The following is a 20,079-nucleotide window of genomic DNA, read 5'->3' on the forward strand; positions in this document are numbered from 1 at the left end:
CTATTGCGCGGCGATAACCTCGACCTCGAGCAGCCAGGCCGTATCGAAAATGCCGGCGATCACCACCGTCATGGCTGGCGTCAGCGAACCGAGATATTCGGCGCGGATCTCGCGGTTCTCCATGGTGTGGTGACGGTCGGCAAGAAAGACCGTCACCTTGACGATGTCGGCCTTGCTCATGCCGGCGGCCTTCAACTGGGCGTCGACATTGAGCCAGGCCTGGCGGGCTTGCGCCTTGAACCCCTCCGGAAGTGCATCATCTGATGTCATCGGAATCTGGCCGCTGACGAACAGCAATTTCTCGAAATTCTCGAGCTTCACGGCCTGGGCATAGCCGCCACGCGGCTGTGGTGCGTTCTTGGCATTGATGGCGTCGCGTTTCATCTCAATCTCCTCACATCCTGAACAAGCCAAAGCGCGTGTCTTCGATCGGCGCATTGAGTGCGGCCGACAGCGACAGCGACAGCACATCGTGGCTCTTGCGCGGGTCGATGATGCCGTCGTCCCAGAGACGCGCCGAGGCATAGAGGGGATGGCTCTGGGTTTCGAACATTTTCAAGGTCGGCTGCTTGAAGGCCGCCTCTTCCTCTTTCGTCCAGGGCTTGCCGGCGCGGGCCAGTGCCTCGCCGCGCACCGTTGCCAGCACGCCAGCCGCCTGCTCGCCGCCCATGACGGAGATGCGGCTGTTGGGCCAGGTCCAGAGGAAACGGGGCGAATAGGCGCGACCGGCCATGCCGTAATTACCGGCACCGAAGGAGCCGCCGATCAGCATGGTGATTTTCGGCACTTTGGTCGTCGCCACCGCCGTCACCAGCTTGGCGCCGTGCTTGGCGATGCCCTCGGTCTCGTACTTCCGTCCGACCATGAAGCCAGTGATGTTCTGCAGGAAGACCAGCGGGATCTTGCGCTGCGAACAAAGCTCGACGAAATGCGCGCCCTTCACGGCCGACTCCGAAAACAGCACGCCATTGTTGGCGATAATGCCGACGGGAATGCCGTGAACATGGGCGAAACCGCAGACCAGCGTCGCGCCATAGCGCGCCTTGAACTCGTCGAAGCGCGAGCCGTCGACGATGCGGGCAATGACTTCGCGGACATCGTAGGGCGTGCGCAGATCGGAGGGCACAATGCCGAGGATTTCTTCTGGATCATAGAGCGGCGGCTCCGGCGCGCGCAGTTCGACGGTGATGGGCTTGTGACGATTGAGATTGGCGACTGCTTGCCGCGCCAAGGCCAGCGCATGGGCATCGTCGCGCGCCAGATGGTCGGCAACGCCCGAAAGGCGCGTATGCACATCGCCGCCGCCGAGATCTTCCGCCGAAACCACTTCGCCGGTCGCGGCTTTGACCAGCGGTGGCCCGGCGAGAAAGATCGTCCCCTGCCCTTCGACGATGATGGTTTCGTCGGACATGGCCGGGACATAGGCGCCACCCGCCGTGCAGGAGCCCATGACCACGGCGATCTGCGGAATGCCGGCCGCCGACATATTGGCCTGATTGTAGAAGATACGGCCGAAATGATCGCGGTCGGGAAAGACCTCATCCTGGTTCGGCAGGTTAGCCCCACCGGAATCGACCAGATAGAGGCAGAGCAGATTGTTTTCCGCCGCGATCTCCTGCGCCCGCAGATGCTTCTTCACCGTGACCGGATAATAGGTGCCGCCTTTGACGGTGGCGTCGTTGCAGACGATCATACAATCACGGCCGGAAACGCGGCCGACGGCGGTGATCAGCCCTGCGCCTGGCGCTTCGTCGCCATAGAGGCCATGTGCGGCCGTCGCGCCGATTTCAAGGAAAGGCGTCGCCGGATCGATCAATCCCGCCACCCGGTCTCGCGGCAGCATCTTGCCGCGCCCGACATGCCGCTCGCGCGCCTGCGCACCGCCACCTTCCGCTGCCCGCAAGGCTGCCGCCTCGGCCACACCGATTGCCTCCAGCATCGCGGCACGATTGTCCCTGAACCGGTCCGAATGGGTGGAGATCTCTGATTTCAGGACGGTCATGCGGCATCACCAATGTGTTGGGGGGAAATCTCGAAATCAGACAGTCTCGCCAAACAGCTCCCGCCCGATCAGCATGCGGCGGATTTCGGAGGTGCCGGCGCCGATCTCGTAGAGCTTTGCGTCGCGCAGCAGCCGGCCGGCTGGGTAATCGTTGGTGTAGCCGTTGCCGCCGAGCGCCTGGATGCATTCGAGCGCCAAAGCTGTCGCCTTTTCGGCGGCATAAAGAATGCAGCCGGCCGCGTCCTTACGGGTCGTCTCGCCGCGATCACAGGCGGCGGCGACCGCATAGACATAGGCGCGGGCGGCGTTCATCGTCACATACATGTCGGCAAGCTTGCCCTGCATCAGCTGGAATTCGCCGATCGGCTGGCCGAACTGCTTGCGCTCGTGCAGATAGGGCAGCACGACGTCCATGCAGGCGGCCATGATGCCGAGCGGTCCGCCGGAGAGCACGACACGCTCATAATCGAGGCCGGACATCAGCACGCGGACACCACCATCGACCTGACCCAGCACATTCTCCGCCGGGACTTCGCAATCGATGAAAACCAGTTCCGACGTGTTGGAACCGCGCATGCCGAGCTTGTCGAGTTTCTGGCCGACAGAGAAGCCTGTAAATCCCTTCTCGACCAGAAAAGCGGTGATGCCGCGCGGGCCGGCATCCGGCGTGGTCTTGGCGTAGACGACCAGCACCTCGGCATCTGGGCCGTTGGTGATCCACATCTTGCTGCCGTTCAAAATATAGCGGTCGCCACGCTTTTCGGCATGGAGCTTCATCGACACGACATCGGAGCCGGCGCCCGGCTCAGACATGGCAAGCGCGCCGACATGCTCGCCGGAAATCAGCTTCGGCAGGTAGCGTGCCTTCTGCTCCTCATTGCCGTTGCGGTTGATCTGGTTGACGCAGAGATTGGAATGGGCGCCATAGCTGAGGCCGACCGAGGCCGAGGCGCGGCTGATTTCCTCCATGGCGACCGTATGCGCGAGATAACCGAGGCCGGCGCCGCCATAGGCTTCGCCGGCGGTGACGCCGAGCAGGCCGAGATTGCCCATCTCTCGCCAGAGCTGCATGGGAAAGCCGTTGTTGCGATCGATCTCGTCGGCAAGCGGCGCGATACGCTGGCCGGCAAAGCGGCGCACGCTGTCGCGCAATGCCTCGATCTCGTCGCCGAGCGCGAAATTCAGTCCCCCGTCATACATGGCTTTCTCCTCCCGCTTCTCTCCTGAGCATCACGCCGCGTCAGCGGGAACGTGTTGCTTCTCCTGCGGCATTTCATAGGTCTTCAGCTTCTCGGCGATCCGCGCCATGACCTTCCGGGCGGCCTCCTCCTTGACCGGTCCGTAGCCTCTGATCTCATCGAACAATGACAGAATAGCAAGGGCCTCTGCTTCATTATCCGCGCGCAGGCGACCGAGGACACGCTTGGCGATCGCTTCATACTCACCGATCAACCGGCGCTCGAGCCGACGTTCGGCCATGTAGCCGAAGGGATCGAAGGCGGTGCCGCGCAGCCGTTTCATCGGTGCGAGCCGGCGCAGCAGCGGCAAGATCCAGGGGCCGAATTCCCGCTTTTTCGGCCGACCGTTCGGATCCTTGCCGGCGAGCATCGGCGGCGCGAGATTGAGAGCCAGCTTGAAATCACCTTCCATCTCATCGCGCAAATGCGCCTCGAATGCCGGGTCGGTCAGAAGCCGCGCTACCTCATATTCGTCCTTATAGGCCAGCACCCGCGCATAGGTGACGGCAACGGCGAAGGGCACCTTGTCGGAAAGCTGAGCCTTGGCTGCCACAGCCGAAGCGCGTGTGACGAAACCGGCATAACGATCGGCAAGAGCGGCATTCTGATAGGCGGTCAGATGCGCCTTGCGGTGGGTGATCAGTTCGCCGAGGCTCATCTCCACCAGTGTCTTTTTCGCATCCGGCTCGGACATCATCTCGTGCACGGATTGCGGATCATGTGCCAGCAGCCGGCCCCAATGGAAAGCGGAGAGGCTGGCCTTGACCGCCACACCATTGAGCTCGATCGCCTTTTCGATGGCTTCCAGGGACAGCGGCAGCAGGCCGCGCTGCCAGGCAAAGCCGGTGAGCAGGATGTTGGTCGACATGGCATCGCCGGTGACTTCGCTTGCGACATGGCCGAAATCGAGGAAGACGGATTTGTCGGAGACGGTCTTGGCAATGGCGTGCTGCACCGAACCGACCTTGAAATCGAAATCGCGATTGCGAACGAAATCGGCGACCGGCATCAGGCCGGTATTAACGATAGCGGTGGTGCGGGCGGCAGAGCAGAGCGTGATCGCGTCCTTGGAGGCGCCGACCACTTCGTCGGCGGAAAGCAACAGGTCGGCGCCGCCGTTGACGATGCGCGACGAGGTGACGTCGGCCTGATTGTGGCCGATGCGCAGATGGCTCATCACGGCGCCGCCCTTTTGCGCGAGGCCCGCCATATCAAGGATCATCGGCACCTTGCCGTCGAGATGGGCCGCCATGCCGAGGATGGCGCCGATCGTCAGAATACCGGTGCCGCCAACGCCGGCGATGGCGATGTTCCAGGGACGCTCGCCGAGAGCCGGAACTTCCGGTATCGGCACCTCAACATCGGCATGTTCCAGCGCCTTGCGCTTGCGGCGCTTGCCGCCATGGACGGTGACGAAGGACGGGCAGAAGCCTTTGACGCAGGAGAAATCCTTGTTGCAGCTCGACTGGTTGATCTGGCGCTTGCGGCCGAATTCGGTTTCCAGCGGTTCGACGGAGATGCAGTTGGACTGCACGGAGCAATCGCCACAGCCTTCGCAGACGGCGGGATTGATGAAGACGCGCTTGGCCGGATCCTCGAGCAGACCACGGCTGCGACGACGGCGCTTTTCGGCGGCGCAGGTCTGGACGTAGACGATAGCCGAACAGCCCTCGGTCTCGCGTAGCGTCAGCATGACCTGATCGATATTGTCGCGATGCAGGACCTTGACGCCCGGAGCCAGATCCGATGCCTGATAAGCCTCCGGACTTTCAGAGAGCAGATAGATCGGCTTGACGCCTTCGCCGTGCAGCTGGCGGGTGACGAGTTCCGGCGTCAGATAGCCATCGATCGGCTGGCCGCCGGTCATGGCGACAGCGTCGTTATAGAGCAGCTTGTAGGTGATATTGACCTTGGCGGCGACGGACTGGCGGATAGCGAGAATGCCGGAATGGAAATAGGTGCCGTCGCCAAGATTGGCGAACATGTGCTTCTCGTCGGTATAGCGGGCGATTGCCGTCCACGGCACGCCCTCGCCGCCCATCTGCGTAAAGGTCTCGGTCTTGCGGTCCATCCAGGTGACCATGTAGTGGCAACCGATGCCGGCCATGGCGCGGCTGCCCTCGGGCACGCGGGTCGAGGTGTTGTGCGGACAGCCGGAGCAGAAGAACGGTGTGCGGTTTACCGGCGCGACATGGGTGCGGCTGATCTGGCCGCGCTCGGCGAGATAGGTGAGCTTGGCGGCGATGCGATCATGTAATGAACGATCGAGATCGAGCTTGACGATGCGGCCGGCGATGGCGCGGGCCACCGCGCCGACGGTCAGCGCCGCCGACAGGCTGAGATAGGGCTTGTCGTGCTCGTCGAACTTGCCGACGATACGCGGGCGGACGTCCGAGCGCCAGTTGAAGAGCTGCTGCTTGATCTGGTTTTCGATGATCTCGCGCCGCTCCTCGATCACCAGCACCTCGTCCAGCCCCTCGGAAAAATGCCGCACGGCTTCCGGCTCCAGCGGCCAGGGCATACGCACTTTCAGGATCCGCAGGCCGATCGCCGCCATTTCCCTCGGGCCGATTTCAAGTTCGCGCAGCGCCTGCAACACATCCTCATAGGCCTTGCCGGAGGAGATGATGCCGAAGCGCGCGTTGGGCACGTCATGGGTGACTTCATCGACGCGATTTGCGCGGGCAAAGGCGATGGCTGCATAGGCCTTGTAGGTCTGCAGACGATCGTCCTGCACCAGCGGCGGATCGGGCCAGCGCAGGTTCAGTCCGCCGGGCGGCAGCTCGAAATCGGTGGGCAGCACGAATTGCCTTCTTTCGCCGGAGAGGTCGACGGCCGCCGTGGTCTCGATGGTATCGGCGATGAACTTCATGCCGACCCAGCAGCCGGAATAACGCGACATAGCGATGCCGAGTAGGCCGTATTCGAGGAATTCGTGGATGGACGAGGGATAGAGCACCGGAATGACCGCCGACATGAAATCATGGTCGGTCTGATGCGGAATGGTGGAGGATTTGGCGGAGTGATCATCGCCGGCGAAACAGAGCACACCGCCATGTTTCGAGGTGCCGGCGGCATTGGCATGTTTCAGCACGTCGCCGGAGCGATCGACGCCGGGGCCTTTGCCGTACCAGATACCGAGTACGCCATCCTTGCGAACACCGGGCGATAGGCCAACCTGCTGCGTGCCCCAGACGGCGGTGGCGGCAAGGTCTTCGTTGATACCAGGCTGGAAGGTGACGTCATGCGCGTCGAGATAGGTCTTGGCTTTCAGCAGCTGCTGATCGTAGCCGCCGAGCGGCGAGCCGCGATAGCCGGATATGAAGGCGGCGGTGTTGAGACCGGCAGCGCGATCGCGGCGCATTTGGGTCATGGGCAGACGCACCAGCGTCTGCAGGCCGGTCATGAAGACACGACCCTCGTCTGCGGTATATTTGTCGTCAAGCGATACGCTCGTCGCAAGCATCTGCTCTCCTCCCGAGATCGCAGTCACCAATCGCGCATGGACTTTTTCGCCGGATGCCTCCTACCGCACCCGAAGAAAACCACGACTCGAATCTAACATGCACGGAGGCTAATTTCCGAACAAAGGAGGCGAGCGGACAGCATGATTTGCAAAGATTCCGGGCTGCTTGTGGATATTTTCGTGCTTGTCTTCGGTGCCTGCCATCCGCCCTCACCCTTCGAGGCTCCGGCTTGCAGCCTCCGCACCTCAGGGTGAGGGCTAGCCTTTTGCAACTAGTCGCCATGTTACCCTGTATTTCTCGGTAAGCCGCTCCGCCTCATCCTCAGGCGCATTTCGGAGCAGAGCGCAGAAATGCCTCGAAGGACGGGGCGGCCCCAGCAGACACCACCCATCAAAAGCTTTCATCCAGATATCAGCGAACACCTCTTCCTTTCGCCAATAGCCGCCAATACCCTCGCTCGACTAAAAACACTTCGGAGACGGAACATGCTGACAATCTATGGCGTCTATCGCTCGCGTGCATCGCGCAATTACTGGATGGCGGAGGAAATCGGCATCGAGTTCAAGTCCGTACCGGTGCTACAGGCTCGCCGGCTGGATAACCCTTTAAGCCCCGATGCGCCGCTCAACACGCTGTCACCGGAGTTCCTGGCGATAAACCCGATGGGTTTGATCCCGAGCATCAAGGACGGCGATCTCGTCATGAACGAATCCCTGGCGATCAATCTCTACCTCGCCCGCAAATATGGTGGCCCGCTTGCCGGCAAGACGGTGGAGGAGGAAGGGCATATTTTGATGTGGACCATGTGGGCGGCGACCGAGGTTGAGCCCTATTCCGTCGCACTCGTCAGGATCTACGATAACGGCCTTGAGAACAGCGAGGCCGGCAAGGCCGGGATCGCGGTTGCCTGCCGCTCACTGAAGAAGCCGCTGGACGTGCTCGAGCAGCATCTTCAGAACCAGGATTATATCACCGGCAATCGCTTCACCGTCGCCGACCTCAACGCCGCCGAAGTCCTGCGTTATGCGCAGACAGAACAAGAGCTGTTCGATAGCCATCCGAAGGTGAAGGCCTGGATCGAGCGCTGCCAGTCACGCGCCGCTTACAAGGCGATGCAGGCAGGCCGAGCCAAAGAGCCAGTCTGAGGTCGCCTCACTGGAAGAGCCGCATGCTCTCTTCCATCTCCTGGCGCATCCATGCCTTAAAGGCCGTCACTTTCTTCGCCTCGCGCACGCCTTCGGCCGTGATGAAATAATGGCCGAAGCCGGTTTTGGCGCGGATGCCAAAGGGATCGACGAGGCTTTTGTGTTCCAGAGCGTGTACCGCCAGCGTCTGCCAGGCGAGCATGACACCCTGGCCGGCCATGGCGGCATCGAGGCAGAGCGAGGCGTCGTTGAAGATATGGCGCGTTTCCATGCTCTCGCCGGAGAGGCCGGCCTGTTTCAGCCAGACATCCCAGGTGAACATGGCGTGCCCGTCGATGATTGCGGGCACGTTCAGCAGATCGGCGGGTTCCTTGAGCGTAGCGGCGATCTGCGGCGTGACGACGGGAAAGACCTCTTGCGCGAGCAGCAGCTCCGAACTGACGCCCGGCCATTGTCCCCTGCCGACGCGGATGCCGATATCGACATCCGAGGTCGCCGGATTGACGAGTTGCGTGGTGGCATCGATGCGCAGGCGGATATCCGGATAGCGCTTGGCAAACCGATCCAGCCGGAACACCAGCCAGCGGGCGGCAAGAACCGGTGCGACCGAGATGGTAAGAATATTGTCGTCCCGATACTGCGCAACGGTCACTGCCGCCGATAGCGCCTGAAACCCCTCGCGAAGCCGCGCCAGCACCGCGGTACCCGCTTCCGTCACCGCCATGCCCTTCGGCGTGCGTTCGAACACCGGCCGACCCAACTGCGCCTCTGCCTTGATTACCTGCTGGCTGACCGCACCGATGGTGACGCCAAGCTCATCGGCGGCCGCCTGCAACGACCCGAGCCGGCCGACCGCTTCCAGGGCACGAAGCCCGTTCAGATGAACGCTGTTGAGATTTCTCATATAGAATATCTATACCGACATCCTGGCAATCTCAATTGTAATAGTGCGAAATTCGCGCGATCATTGCAGCATAGATTCAGAAACCGCCACCGTCCTACCGATCGATGCGCCTTCAGGACGCACCATCGCGGGAGAACAAGGAGGCATGTCATGTCGATACTGAAGCTTTTCTTCAATCACCTGCTGGACGAGGATCGCGAGCCGCAGGCCGATCCGCTGCAACATCCGGCCCTAGCAGCGATGTCGCTGGAAGAGCTGGCGGACCTGCCGCTGATGCCGGAAAATCTGGGGCGAAAGACGGACGAGCGGGACATGCGACCGACGGAATGTGCGTGAACGCGCTCATGGTGACGCCCAATGATAGCTTTCCAGAACTTTCCTGTCGCCATCAAGAGAAATGGACCATGCCTCAAGGCCGGGAATGAGGTTTTCGTACCACAATCTTTCAACGCAGGGCGTGGTACAGTTCGTATATGCGTAACCAGGATATAACCGGTCCGGTTTTTCGCGCGCGGTCGGGCGCCCGAGCTTGGTCAGAACGACCTTTTCCGTATCGCCTATCGCAACAGTTTCAAAAGCAGCCCGCCATCTTCTGTCGTAGTGGATATGCCCCTCCATAATTGCCATGAACGCTATCACGACAATGGCGGTTGCAAACGTTACTCGACCCTCTCGACTGATCGGCATACGGCTCTCTACAAGGTCAGGGTTGGCTCCATGCCTCATAATTTATATTCTCTTTTGCGCAGACACAATCAGAGAGAGCATGGCAGATGGGCGCTGAGACCGATACCATTCTCCAGCGCCTTCTGCGGCTCGTAGCAGCTGCCCGCCTACCCGACGTCGAGATCAGCACCCATTACGGTCTGCCGGCGCTGAAGGTCGGCGGCAAAGCATTCGTCTCGGTCAAGAACGCCGAAACCATCGTGCTATCCCTGCCAGTCGACCGCAAAGAACAGCTCATCGAGATGGCGCCGGAGGTCTATTTCCAGTCGGATCATTATATCGGCTGGCCGTCGCTGCCGCTGCGCATCGCCGAAATCGACGACGCGGAATTGCAGGATCGGCTGGTCGAAGCCTGGCGGTTCCGCGCGCCGAAAAAGCTGCGGGCCACCTTCGACGCCGTCTGATCAAGCCTGCTGGGCAGCGATTGCCCTTTGCACGGCCGGACGTTCCAGCATGCGGGCGTGATGAGCGCTGACCTTTTCGAAGCGGGCCAGATCGACACCGTCGCCGGGCAGCCACCGCGTCAGGGTGAAGAGATAGCCGTCGGCGACGGTATATTGCTCGCCCATCACCCATGGACCTTCCAGCATTGTCTCTTCGATCAGGGCAAAGCTTTCGCCCATGGTCTGCGGCACCTTAACCTTCATCGCCTCGATCGCTGCCGCATCGTCGGTCCAGCGATGGCCACGCATCTTATGGGCATGATTGATATGCACCGTCGAGGCGAGATAGCTGTTGAAGGCCTGCATGCGGGCAAACTCGAAGGGATCGTCGAGCGGCGCCAGCTTTGCCTGCGGGGCGATCTGCGCGACATAGGCAAGGATCGCCACATTTTCGGTGATGACGCCCTTGTCGGTGATCAGCGCGGGAACGCGGCCCTTGGGATTGATCGCCAGATATTCCGGCGAACGCTGCTCGCCCGTGGCAAAACTGATGGGTCTGGCTTCGTAGGCAAGACCGGATTCTTCAAGCGCGATCAGGCTCGCGAGCGCACAGGTGCCCGACGCAAAATACAAATTCAGCATGATATCGATTTCCGCTTCGTTGGAGACTGAGCGAACTATAGCCGGTTTGGATTTGGGCGAAAGCCATGATCGTCCGCGAAGTATGGGGCCGACCCTTGTGGTTCGAGGCCTTGCCGCCTTCGCTAACGCTGCTGCGTCAAGACGCCTCACCATGAGGGCGGAATTCGATCCGTAGCCGAGCAGGAAAGGTTAGCCCTCATGGTGAGGAGGCCCATGGGGCCGTCTCGAACCACGAGGGCGGGTGTTAAGCCCCTCAACCGCAGCCTGGCACATCCTCCAGCCGATGCCAGACGGGAATGCCGCGTTCGCGGGCGATGCGGACGTCGTTGTCGGCGCCCTTGGATTCGCCCGGCAGCCTAAGCACACCCTCGCAAAGTTGCAGCAGCCGGTAGGCGGTTGGGTGGAAGATGTCCTCATAGAGATCGTCACCGATGCTCTTGCCGCCGGCGGCATGCCAGACCGGCAGGGCGACCCATTCGCCGATCATCGGCAGGTGCCCTGCTCTGAACAACGCATGGGACGGCGCTTCCAGCCGCTTGAGATTTGCGGCCATCTTTTCGGGATCGTCCCCGGTTCCGGAGCGATAGGGTCCGGCAATCAGGATCAACATGTCACATCTCCTTTTGCTCCTGCCCATTGCAGGAATTTGCACGAAAATGCATTAAATTCCTTGATTGTCGACTCTTTTCTGATAAATTCACGATACATCATGAATTATCGTGCAAAAGCAGGCAACATGCTCACCAGTCAACGAAAGACCCTCATCCTCGATATCCTGCGCCGCGATGGCCAGGTCATCGCCAAGACCGTCGCCGACGATCTCGGCCTGTCCGAGGACACGATCCGCAGGGATCTTCGAGAGATGGCGGCGGAAAAGCTGCTGAAACGCGTGCATGGCGGCGCACTGCCGCTCTCGCCTGAGCTACCCGATTTCTCGGCGCGGCAGAACGTATCGTCGGAGGCGAAGCGTCAGCTCGGCGCCTATGCGGCGGGAATGGTTCGGCCGGGACGGACCGTGTTTCTCGATGGCGGCACGACGAATGCGGAAATCGCGCGCCACCTCCCCAGGGATTTTGCCTTCACCATCGTCACCCACAGCCCGACGATCGCTGGCGAACTGGAGCATCACCCGACAGCCGAAGTCATCCTGATCGGCGGCAAGCTCTATAAGCATTCGATGGTGGCAACGGGGGCCGTGGCAATGGCGGCGATCTCGCTGGTGCGGCCGGACATCTTCTTTCTCGGCGTTACCGCCATCCACCCCGCCCGCGGCCTTTCGACCGGCGATTTCGAAGAAGCCGCCATCAAGCGGCATATCGCGCAATGTTCGGCGGAAACCTATGTGCTGGCGACGCAGGAGAAGCTGGACGCCGCCTCGCCTTGCCACATCCTGCCCATTACGGCAGTTTCGGGCGTGATCGTGCCATCAGATATGACGGAGGAGAGTCTGGTGCCCTATCGGAGTGCAGGGATGCCTATTTTTGCCGTGTGACCGAAAGCACGGCACCGCCCCGTTTGACTGGCGAAAGAGGCAGCTGTCTTAAACTTGCGCTATCATGCCCACATACGGTGTAACAACGACACTAACCTGCGAAAATATGCACCCATTGCATGGTTGTCGCGTCTGTCGGGCTATTTCATCGAAAGTGGGTTGTAAGAGCATGAACGAACGTCGAATTCATCAGCTCTTCGAGATCAGCGTGCTGTTGAAGGGAGCCCATGCCCTGATCGAATGCATTGGCGGAATAGCGCTTGCACTCATCAGCACCGATACGATCGTTCATCTCGTGAACCTGCTTACCCAAGACGAATTGGTCAAGAATCCGAACGACTTCATCGCAACGCACCTGCTTTCCTGGGCGCAAAACTTCTCCCTCACGACCAAGCACTTCTACGCATTCTATCTCCTGATCCACGGCCTGGTGAAAGTGCTGCTCGTCATCGGTCTTCTCAAGGGCAAGCTATGGGCATATCCGGCGTCCCTGGCGGCTTTGGGGCTGTTTATCGTCTACCAGCTCTATCGCTTCACCGAGACCCATGGGATCGGGCTTCTGGTGCTGACCGCCTTCGACCTGCTAGTCATGGTCCTGATCTGGCATGAATACAGGCTCGTGCGGCAGCATCTGCCAGGCAAATAGACAACCTTAAGACACAACGGTATTCTAAGCCGTCAACGCTGCCGTCGCCCTGATATCGCCGACATGGATGCGGTTCCAGTTTTTAAGCGCCTTGTTAGCCATGGCTAACAGGCCGGCATTGATGTCACCGTCTTTTTCGAAGAAGCGGGCGAGTGTGGCGGCCACCATGGCTTCGGCGGCGCGGGTGTTGCCGTCATCGCATTTGACCGCGATAGCAATGCCCTGTTCCGGGATCGCCGCGCAGAAGACGCCTTCGGCGCCGGTCTTGGCGAAGATCTCGCCGGGATCGATCTGCATCAGCTTCGTGCAGGCGCGGTCCGTGCCGGCGACATAGAAGGGCTCGGCCATGCAGGCGTCGAGCAAGCGGCGCGAGGCCCTGGCGCGCAACGGCTCCAGTCCGTTGCCGGTCGCCATCTTGGCAAAGCCATGCGCCAGACTTTTGAGCGGCACGGCATAGCTCGGGATGGCACAGCCGTCGATGCCGCAATTGTCGTGGCCGAGCGGCGTTCCCATGAGGCTCTGCATCGTCGCACGGATCTGCTGCTGTAGCGGGTGGTCGTAGCCGACATAGCCGGCGGGATCGATACCTTGATGACAGCAGGCGCAGATGAAACCGGAATGCTTGCCCGAACAATTGTTATGCAGCGCCGTCGGCTTGTCGAGCGTGCGCGCCTGATGGATAATCGTCTTCTGGTCGAAAGACCAATGCGCGCCGCATTCGAGCGTGGCGACATCCCGACCAGCCCGCGCAAGCATGGACGCGGCCATCGCCACATGCTCGTCCTCGCCATTATGCGAAGAGCAGGCCAGCGCCAGCTCCTTGGCGCCAAAGCCATAGGCATCCGCCGCACCGCTTTCGACCAGCGGCAAAGCCTGCATCGCCTTGCAGGCGGAGCGCGGAAACACGCCCGCCTCGATATCGCCAAGCGAGAAAACCAGCTTCCCGTCACCATCGACCACGGCGACCGAACCGCGATGACGGCTCTCCACGAGATTTCCACGGGTGACTTCGACGCAGACGGGATTGGACATGATGGAAAGCGCTCTTCGATTTGCGGGATGAGGTATTGTTAGCCGCTGCTTGGAGAGTTGCCAACCGGCATGTAGCGATCTGTGTATTATAATTGACAGCTATTGGATGTGTATTATAGTACACAAATGATCGAAGTTCGCCAGACCGCCGAATTTGCCGATTGGCTTGGTAAACTCAAGGATATCAATGCGGTTGCCCGCATTCAGGTGAGAATTCGTCGTCTCTCGCTCGGCAATCCCGGCGATGTGAAGCCCGTTGGCGAGGGCATCAGCGAACTCCGCATCGATTACGGCCCGGGATACCGGCTCTACTATCATAAACGTGGCCAGACTCTCGTTCTGCTCCTGTGCGGCGGTGATAAAGCAACGCAGAGCGCAGATATTGCAAAAGCCAAAGCACTCGCGAAGGAGGCTTGATCATGGCACTTGAAACCAAACCCTGGGATCCGACGGAACATCTGAACAGCGCCGAGGCCATTGCAGCCTATGTCGAAGCTGCATTCGAGGACGGCGATCCTGCGCTGATTGCCGCCGTTATCGGCGATGTCGCCCGCGCCCGCGGCATGACACAGCTCGCGAAAGAAGCCGGCGTCAGCCGCGAGACCATCTACAAGGCGTTCAGCGAAGGCGGCAATCCGACGCTGGAAACATTGACCGGTGTCATTCGAGCCCTCGGCTTGAAACTAACCGTGCGCGCTGCCTAGCCCTTCGCTCAAACCGCCGCCCGAATCCTGTAAGCACACCGCCTCGCCCCGAGCAGAATATGCTCCTCCCGCTCCACGCTTGCCGCCAGCGCCTCACGAAACGTCTCGAGCTCCGATCGGCAGAAGCCGGCGCAGACGCTCGCGGCTGAACAGATGGGGCAGTGGTTTTCCACCAGCATGACGGAGCCGTCCTCCTCCAGCCAGTGATCGGCCATATAGCCTTCGCGTGTGCGAATGGCCGCAAGCGCGGCAACGCGTGAGGGAAGATCGGAGCCGATATCGATTTCGCTGCGGTAGTGCTTCAGTGTCTCCACCTCACGGGCTGAAATCACCGCATTGACCGCCCCCTGCCCGAGCTGGTCGGCCATGGTTGCCAGAAGCGTCGCGGTGAGGTCGGCGTGGCCGTCGGGAAACTGGCGGTTGCCGGCGGGCGTCAGATGCCAGAGCTGTCGTGGCCTGCCTCGGCCCGAGGACGCTTCCGTCACCGGCTCGACCAGGCCCTCCTCCGCCATCTTCGTCAACTGCTGGCGCACCGCTTCCGACGATATGCCGAGTGCGCTGCCAAGCGCTGCTGCAAGCTGCGGACCATCAGTTTTCAACAGGATCAGGATTCGGTTGACGGGCGACTGACGCATTTTTCCAAGTTTTCTCTTGTTTTAATTTCGAGACGCTGTAATTTTCCAATCTATAACTTGGAAAATAATTATTCGCCAGGGAAAACACCGAGGATCATCCGATGTCCAGCATCGACCACGCAGATATGTCCCGCTCCGACTCCATTTTCACTCTCTTCTCACCCCGGCTCCTGCCCGCGACACTAATGCTCGGCGGCGGCGTCACGCTCTACGCCGTCGAATCCTACATCACCGCGACGCTCGCTCCATCCATCGTTCGAGACATTGGCGGGCTGGAGCTGTTTTCCTGGATGACAACGCTTTTCGTCGCGGCCGGCGTCCTCGGCTCGATCACCGTTGCGACACGACCGAGAGGCATGGGCTTGCGTGCGGTCTATGTCGCGGCGGCGCTGATATTCGGCGCCGGAAACCTGATCTGTGCCATCGCGCCCACGATGCATGTCGTGCTGGCCGGCCGCGCCGTACAGGGTTACGGCGTCGGCATGCTCGCGGGTCTCGCCTATGCCTTTATTCGCTTCGTTTACCCCGAGCCGATGTGGCGCAAAGCCTCCACGCTTTACGCCGCAATATGGGGCGTCGCCACGGTGCTCGGGCCGACGCTCGGCGGGATGTTTTCCGCCGGTCACGCATGGCGCGAAGCCTTCGTTATTCTTGTACCCGTGGCCGGCCTCATGGCCGTTTCAGCGCGGTGGCTGCTGCCGAAGGTCAAGGACGATCGCGCAGAGGGGAAAACGCCGCTGGTCCAGATCGCGCTTCTGCTCACCGCGGTCCTGCTGACGAGTTTTGCGAGCACAAGCGATCATGAATTCTACAAGATCCTGCTGATCGGCCTATCCGTCGCTTTCATCGCGGCAATGTTGATCTTCGAGCGCAAGGGGCAGACCCGGCTGCTGCCGAAGGGTGCCGTTACTCTCGCCAAGCCGATCTCCCGGCTCTACCTGATGATGTTCACCATGATGCTGGTGCTGACGAGCGATATCTACATTCCGTACTTCCTGCAGAACCTGCACGGCGTCGCACCGCTCGCCTCCGGCTATCTCGTCGCGCTGGTGGCGCTCGGCTGGACCGTGGCGGCCTTCTTCAGCGCCTCGTTTTCAGGACGTCAAGCCGCCATTGCGATCATCATCGGCTGCGTGCTTGAAACCGTCGCCACCGCGTCGCTGATCCCCTTTGTCGCCAGAGACAATCCGGCCGGCCATCTCATCTGGCTCGCGCCCGCCGTCATCTCCATGTTCCTGATGGGCTTCGGCGTCGGTCTCGGCTGGGGACATCTGATCGCCAGGATCATCAGCCTTGCCGAGCAAACAGAGCAGGACAAGGCTTCGGCCGCCATTTCGATGGTGCAGTCGCTCGGCGGCGCCTTCGGCGCGGCACTCGCCGGCGTCATCGTCAACAGTGCCGGGCTGGCCCATCCTGGCGGCATTGCCGGCAGCCTGTCGGCGGCGACATGGCTCTATGCGCTGATGGCCCTGCCTGGCCTCGTCGCCATCGCCATGTCGTTCACCCTCAGGCCAGCTTCAGCATGATCTTGCCGATGTGATTGCTGGTCTCCATCAGCTTGTGGGCGTCGATGACGTCATCGAAGGCGAAGGTCTTGTAGATGACGGGGGCAATCCTGCCCTCGTCGAGCAGCGGCCAGACCTGGGAGAGGAGATCGTCGCGGATGGCGCGTTTTTCTTCCGCCGTGCGCGGGCGCATGGTCGATCCCGTCACCGTCAGACGCTTGACCATGATCGGCTGCAGGTTGGCCTTTTCGGCCACCGCGCCGCCTAGGAAGGCGATGATCGACAGGCAACCGTCCTTGGCAAGTGAGGCGAGGTTTTTCTCGAAATAGGCAGCGCCGATCATGTCGAGGATGATATCGACGCCATGGCCGGTTTCCGCCTTGATGACCTCGGCGAAATCTTCGTCCTTGTAGTTGATCGCCCGCTTCGCGCCGAGCTTCTCGCAGGCCTCGCACTTCTCCTTCGAGCCGGCAGTGGCGTAGACCGTGGCGCCGAAAGCGTGGGCAAGCTGGATTGCCGTCGTGCCGATGCCGCTGGAGCCACCATGGATCAAGACGCTCTCGCCTTCGGTGAGGCCGGCCATCTGGAAAAGATTGGCCCAGACGGTGAAAAACGTCTCCGGCAGCGCCGCCGCGCGAACGGCGTCATAGCCATTGGGGAACCGCAAAGCCTGGCTGGCCGGGATGGCGCAATATTCGGCATAGGCACCGCCATTGGCGAGACCACACACCTTGTTGCCAATGGCAAATTCCGTGACACCGCGTGCGACATCGACGACCTCGCCGGCGACTTCCAGCCCGAGTATGGGGCTGGCATCCTTCGGCGGCGGATAGATGCCCTGCCGCTGCGCCACATCCGGCCGATTGACGCCGGCCGCCTGGACCCAAACGAGGATCTCGCCGTCCTTCAACACCGGCAGGGGCTTGCGGGCAATCGTCATCACCTCGGGGTGGCCGAAGGACGGCAGATCCACAAAACGCATTTCAGACGGCAAGCGCATGGCTCGACTCTCCTCATCCCAGCAAAGCAATGGAGATAGTTTAGCGCATGCCGCTTGAAAAGAAGCTGGTATGGGAGGGCGTCAATTCGTCTCGCCTAGGCTCAGGAGCGAAATGCCGATTTCGCTCTCCTTCGCTCGCGCCTTGATGCCGGCGATCGAGGTGCTGACGCGGTTGATATCGTCGATGACCAGCCCCTCGGGCAGCTCCAAAATGCCGATGGAACAACGCATCAGCGGGAACATGGCCTCGGCGCCGCTGCGGTCATGGCCACGGATACGGCCCGCGGCGCGGTCGTCCACCGAATAGAACTCCAGCACATCGGCGTGGAAATCGGCAAGCAGCCTATCCAGGATCTCGCAAAGCTCCTCTACAGTCCAGCCGGAGATGCCGATGAAGAAATCATCGCCGCCGACATGGCCGAGGAAATGACGCTCGGCGAAGAAATAGCGCCGCATCAGGGCGGCGAATAGCGAGATGGCGTGATCGCCAAGATGGAAGCCATAGGCATCGTTGAACGGCTTGAAATTGTCGAAGTCGCAATAGCAGAAGTGCCTGACCTCATCGCCATCACGGCCGGCGCTCTGCATGAAGTCATGAATGGCGCGGTTGCCCGGCAGGCCGGTCAGCGGGTTCTGGTCCTGGGCGACCTTGAGCTGCTTTTCGTTGATGACCTTGATCAGCGAGGCCGCCGAGACGATGCCGGCATAATGCGTGCCCTCGGTGACGATCAGGCAATCACTGCTTTCCATATTGGCGAAGATCGCCATCAGCGTGTCGGCGTCGGAATCCAGGCCGACGATCGGCGCCATCTCGACGAAATGGGAGATCGAGCGCTCATAGACCTTGTTTTTCAACAGGTCGCGGCCGAAGGGCTGGTAGATGTATTCCTTCAGCTGATACTCGTGGATGATGCCGCGCGGCTCGCCATTGGCATTGACGACGGGAAAATAGGCGCGACGCGGATTGCGGCGGAAGAGTTCGAAAACGCTGTCGATGCTGTCGTTCTCGCCGATGGTCGGTAGCACCTCGATCTGCTTGCGGATGAGAATTTCGTCCAACGATTGGCTGTTGCGCGCCATCTTGCCGAGATCCTGCAGATGCGGAAAGGCGGGCTTCAGCTCGTTGACCAGCATCGTCGGGCGAGCGATGAACCAGCCCTGGACGAGATCGACGCCGAATTCACGGCAGGTCAGGAACTCCGCCTCGGTCTCGATCCCCTCGGCAATGACGCGGGTACCAAGAACATGGGCGATATTGACGATGTTTCTGAGGATATGACGCTTGCGGGCGTTACGATCGATATTGGCGACGAAATGCCGGTCTATCTTGAGATAGTCGACGGGATAGTCGGCCAGGAGCTTCATTTCACCATGGCCGACGCCGAAATCATCGATCGCCAGCTTGAAACCGGCATCGCGCATCTTGGTGATCAGATCGGAAAACTCCGGCACGCTGGTATTGTCGAAGCGCTCGGAGAGCTCGAAGCAGATGGAGGACGGCGCAATACCGGCCTTCTTCATGTGCTGTAGCAAACCATCGACCAGCAGGTCGCCCTGCGGGATCAGGCGGACATCGAGATTGAGGAAGAGAGTTGCAGTGCCGGCGTTAGGCAGCGTTGCGAATTTCGCCAGTGCACGGCTTGTGACCATCTGCTCCAGCCCCAAGAGCTGGCCGATGCGCTCGGCCTCATCGAGAATGTCGATCGGGCTGTCGAAACCGATCCGCTCCTGCCCGCGCATCAGGGCTTCATAGCCGAAGACCGTGCCCGTGCCGGCTTCGACGATCGGCTGGAAAGCATTTTCGATCACGAGTTTGGCAAGCGTGACAATCTGGTCGCTGGCATACCGGCGCAATACGCCAGGCTCGACGGCGGCAGTCAGGGACATGCCCATCTCCACTAAAGAATTTTTGATCTAAGTTTTTGAGTAAACTTTGGATTTATCGCGTTTTCGGCTCAAGATGGGCCACAGGCGTCAACGAAACCTTTCCCCTATGTGAAAGTTTCGTGAATGGTAAAAGAACGTTAACCATAAATGCAGCCGCCTCGATCCGGGGATCGGCGACACCGGCTTCGCAAGATGCGAAGTCCTTGGCGCTCAGTTATGTCGGTGTGTTTCCGCCTCGTAATCGGCGAACATGTCAGCGACACACCGGCTGCTCTTCACCACACCATCGGGGTCATTGGCGGGATCATTGGCCGCATGCGGCACATCGCAGATCTCGCCACGCTTACGCGCCGCATCCCACATGCGCAACGCCTCGCGCACGACTTCGCTACTCGATGCATAAGTACCCGTGTCGACGGCCGCTCGGATGCCGGCGGCCTGAAGCGGAGAGATGGAAACCGTTACCATCGGCATGATATTCCTCCCTTGTAATTCTTAGGCAGAATTCTTCGCTGGAGACCCGCTCCAGATGTGTAGCCGGAGCCTTCAGGGCGCGTCTCCATGAACACGCATGCTCTCGACTATGGCACCGAGCACTCAGTGGTTCAGTGCCGCTGCATTCCGCATGACAGCCCTCAGAGAGTAACCCCGCTCACGTCTCTTGTCAAAAA

General features: G+C 60.7%; 21 protein-coding genes. 8 read left to right on the forward strand and 13 right to left on the reverse strand.

The genetic code is table 11. The annotated features are described in order from the left end of the window. The 4 genes from AC1RO0_RS27680 to AC1RO0_RS27695 are packed head-to-tail and all read right to left on the reverse strand — an operon-like array spanning window position 1 to window position 6,733. Complete coding sequence (locus AC1RO0_RS27680) at window positions 1–384, reverse strand: RidA family protein (RefSeq protein ID WP_007699356.1); 384 nt, start codon at window positions 382–384, stop codon at window positions 1–3. Window positions 385–394: 10 nt separating this feature from the next. Next, complete coding sequence (locus AC1RO0_RS27685) at window positions 395–2,002, reverse strand: carboxyl transferase domain-containing protein (RefSeq protein WP_498595765.1); 1,608 nt, start codon at window positions 2,000–2,002, stop codon at window positions 395–397. 36 nt (window positions 2,003–2,038) lie between these two features. Continuing rightward, window positions 2,039–3,202, reverse strand: a complete 1,164-nt coding sequence (locus tag AC1RO0_RS27690) for an isovaleryl-CoA dehydrogenase (protein WP_498595766.1) — start codon at window positions 3,200–3,202, stop codon at window positions 2,039–2,041. A 30-nt stretch (window positions 3,203–3,232) separates the two neighbouring features. Next, a complete protein-coding gene (locus AC1RO0_RS27695; protein ID WP_498595767.1) occupies window positions 3,233–6,733 on the reverse strand; it encodes an indolepyruvate ferredoxin oxidoreductase family protein in 3,501 nt (1,166 codons plus the stop codon). A gap of 459 nt (window positions 6,734–7,192) precedes the next feature. On the opposite strand from AC1RO0_RS27695, the gene AC1RO0_RS27700 reads away from it, so the two are divergent. Beyond that, window positions 7,193–7,852 (forward strand): glutathione S-transferase family protein, encoded by a 660-nt coding sequence (locus AC1RO0_RS27700; RefSeq protein ID WP_498595768.1) that lies wholly within the window; start codon window positions 7,193–7,195, stop codon window positions 7,850–7,852. A gap of 7 nt (window positions 7,853–7,859) precedes the next feature. On the opposite strand, the gene AC1RO0_RS27705 is transcribed toward AC1RO0_RS27700, so the two are convergent. Further along, entirely contained in the window at window positions 7,860–8,756 is an 897-nt protein-coding gene (locus AC1RO0_RS27705) for a LysR substrate-binding domain-containing protein (protein WP_498595769.1), read from the reverse strand. A 150-nt stretch (window positions 8,757–8,906) separates the two neighbouring features. Between AC1RO0_RS27705 and AC1RO0_RS27710 the strand changes: the two genes are divergently transcribed. Further along, a complete protein-coding gene (locus AC1RO0_RS27710) occupies window positions 8,907–9,092 on the forward strand; it encodes a hypothetical protein (RefSeq protein ID WP_498595770.1) in 186 nt (61 codons plus the stop codon). Window positions 9,093–9,098: 6 nt separating this feature from the next. On the opposite strand, the gene AC1RO0_RS27715 is transcribed toward AC1RO0_RS27710, so the two are convergent. After that, on the reverse strand, window positions 9,099–9,443 hold the full coding sequence (locus AC1RO0_RS27715) for a hypothetical protein (protein WP_498595771.1): 345 nt from the start codon (window positions 9,441–9,443) through the stop codon (window positions 9,099–9,101). 86 nt (window positions 9,444–9,529) lie between these two features. On the opposite strand from AC1RO0_RS27715, the gene AC1RO0_RS27720 reads away from it, so the two are divergent. Beyond that, a complete protein-coding gene (locus AC1RO0_RS27720) occupies window positions 9,530–9,886 on the forward strand; it encodes an MmcQ/YjbR family DNA-binding protein (protein ID WP_498595772.1) in 357 nt (118 codons plus the stop codon). On the opposite strand, the gene AC1RO0_RS27725 is transcribed toward AC1RO0_RS27720, so the two are convergent. Both AC1RO0_RS27725 and AC1RO0_RS27730 read right to left on the reverse strand, forming a co-directional pair. Then, entirely contained in the window at window positions 9,887–10,507 is a 621-nt protein-coding gene (locus AC1RO0_RS27725) for a glutathione S-transferase family protein (RefSeq protein WP_498595773.1), read from the reverse strand. Window positions 10,508–10,760: 253 nt separating this feature from the next. Beyond that, window positions 10,761–11,117, reverse strand: a complete 357-nt coding sequence (locus tag AC1RO0_RS27730; RefSeq protein WP_498595774.1) for a DUF4406 domain-containing protein — start codon at window positions 11,115–11,117, stop codon at window positions 10,761–10,763. Window positions 11,118–11,243: 126 nt separating this feature from the next. Here AC1RO0_RS27730 and AC1RO0_RS27735 point away from each other — a divergent pair, with 126 nt between their 5' ends. Beyond that, the gene (locus AC1RO0_RS27735; protein WP_498595775.1) at window positions 11,244–11,999 is read left to right on the forward strand and encodes a DeoR/GlpR family DNA-binding transcription regulator; all 756 of its coding nucleotides are present in this window, start codon (window positions 11,244–11,246) and stop codon (window positions 11,997–11,999) included. Window positions 12,000–12,168: 169 nt separating this feature from the next. Next, window positions 12,169–12,645, forward strand: a complete 477-nt coding sequence (locus AC1RO0_RS27740; protein WP_498595776.1) for a DUF2127 domain-containing protein — start codon at window positions 12,169–12,171, stop codon at window positions 12,643–12,645. 24 nt (window positions 12,646–12,669) lie between these two features. Here AC1RO0_RS27740 and AC1RO0_RS27745 read toward each other — a convergent pair whose 3' ends face one another. Then, window positions 12,670–13,677, reverse strand: coding sequence for an asparaginase (locus tag AC1RO0_RS27745; protein WP_498595777.1), 1,008 nt, complete (start codon window positions 13,675–13,677; stop codon window positions 12,670–12,672). Window positions 13,678–13,803: 126 nt separating this feature from the next. Here AC1RO0_RS27745 and AC1RO0_RS27750 point away from each other — a divergent pair, with 126 nt between their 5' ends. Together AC1RO0_RS27750 and AC1RO0_RS27755 are read left to right on the forward strand one after the other, a co-directional pair. Continuing rightward, window positions 13,804–14,094: a type II toxin-antitoxin system RelE/ParE family toxin gene (locus tag AC1RO0_RS27750; RefSeq protein ID WP_498595778.1), complete on the forward strand. Its 291-nt coding sequence runs from the start codon at window positions 13,804–13,806 to the stop codon at window positions 14,092–14,094. Between the two features lie 2 nt (window positions 14,095–14,096). After that, the gene (locus tag AC1RO0_RS27755; RefSeq protein ID WP_498595779.1) at window positions 14,097–14,381 is read left to right on the forward strand and encodes an addiction module antidote protein; all 285 of its coding nucleotides are present in this window, start codon (window positions 14,097–14,099) and stop codon (window positions 14,379–14,381) included. Between the two features lie 8 nt (window positions 14,382–14,389). On the opposite strand, the gene AC1RO0_RS27760 is transcribed toward AC1RO0_RS27755, so the two are convergent. Then, entirely contained in the window at window positions 14,390–15,016 is a 627-nt protein-coding gene (locus AC1RO0_RS27760) for a helix-turn-helix transcriptional regulator (protein ID WP_498595780.1), read from the reverse strand. Window positions 15,017–15,117: 101 nt separating this feature from the next. Between AC1RO0_RS27760 and AC1RO0_RS27765 the strand changes: the two genes are divergently transcribed. After that, window positions 15,118–16,542, forward strand: coding sequence for an MFS transporter (locus tag AC1RO0_RS27765; protein ID WP_498595781.1), 1,425 nt, complete (start codon window positions 15,118–15,120; stop codon window positions 16,540–16,542). On the opposite strand, the gene AC1RO0_RS27770 is transcribed toward AC1RO0_RS27765, so the two are convergent. The 3 genes from AC1RO0_RS27770 to AC1RO0_RS27780 all read right to left on the reverse strand — a co-directional run bounded on the left by AC1RO0_RS27770 (window position 16,523) and on the right by AC1RO0_RS27780 (window position 19,882). Next, on the reverse strand, window positions 16,523–17,521 hold the full coding sequence (locus AC1RO0_RS27770; protein ID WP_498595782.1) for an NAD(P)H-quinone oxidoreductase: 999 nt from the start codon (window positions 17,519–17,521) through the stop codon (window positions 16,523–16,525). The genes AC1RO0_RS27765 and AC1RO0_RS27770 overlap by 20 nt on opposite strands. Window positions 17,522–17,602: 81 nt before the next feature. Then, window positions 17,603–19,408 carry a bifunctional diguanylate cyclase/phosphodiesterase gene (locus tag AC1RO0_RS27775; protein WP_498595783.1) on the reverse strand — a complete coding sequence of 602 codons (1,806 nt, stop codon included), beginning with the start codon at window positions 19,406–19,408 and terminating at the stop codon, window positions 17,603–17,605. A gap of 210 nt (window positions 19,409–19,618) precedes the next feature. After that, window positions 19,619–19,882, reverse strand: coding sequence for a ribbon-helix-helix domain-containing protein (locus AC1RO0_RS27780; protein WP_498595784.1), 264 nt, complete (start codon window positions 19,880–19,882; stop codon window positions 19,619–19,621). Between the last annotated feature and the right edge of the window lie 197 nt (window positions 19,883–20,079).

It is taken from the genome of Rhizobium sp. GW821-FHT14E12 (assembly GCF_058803745.1).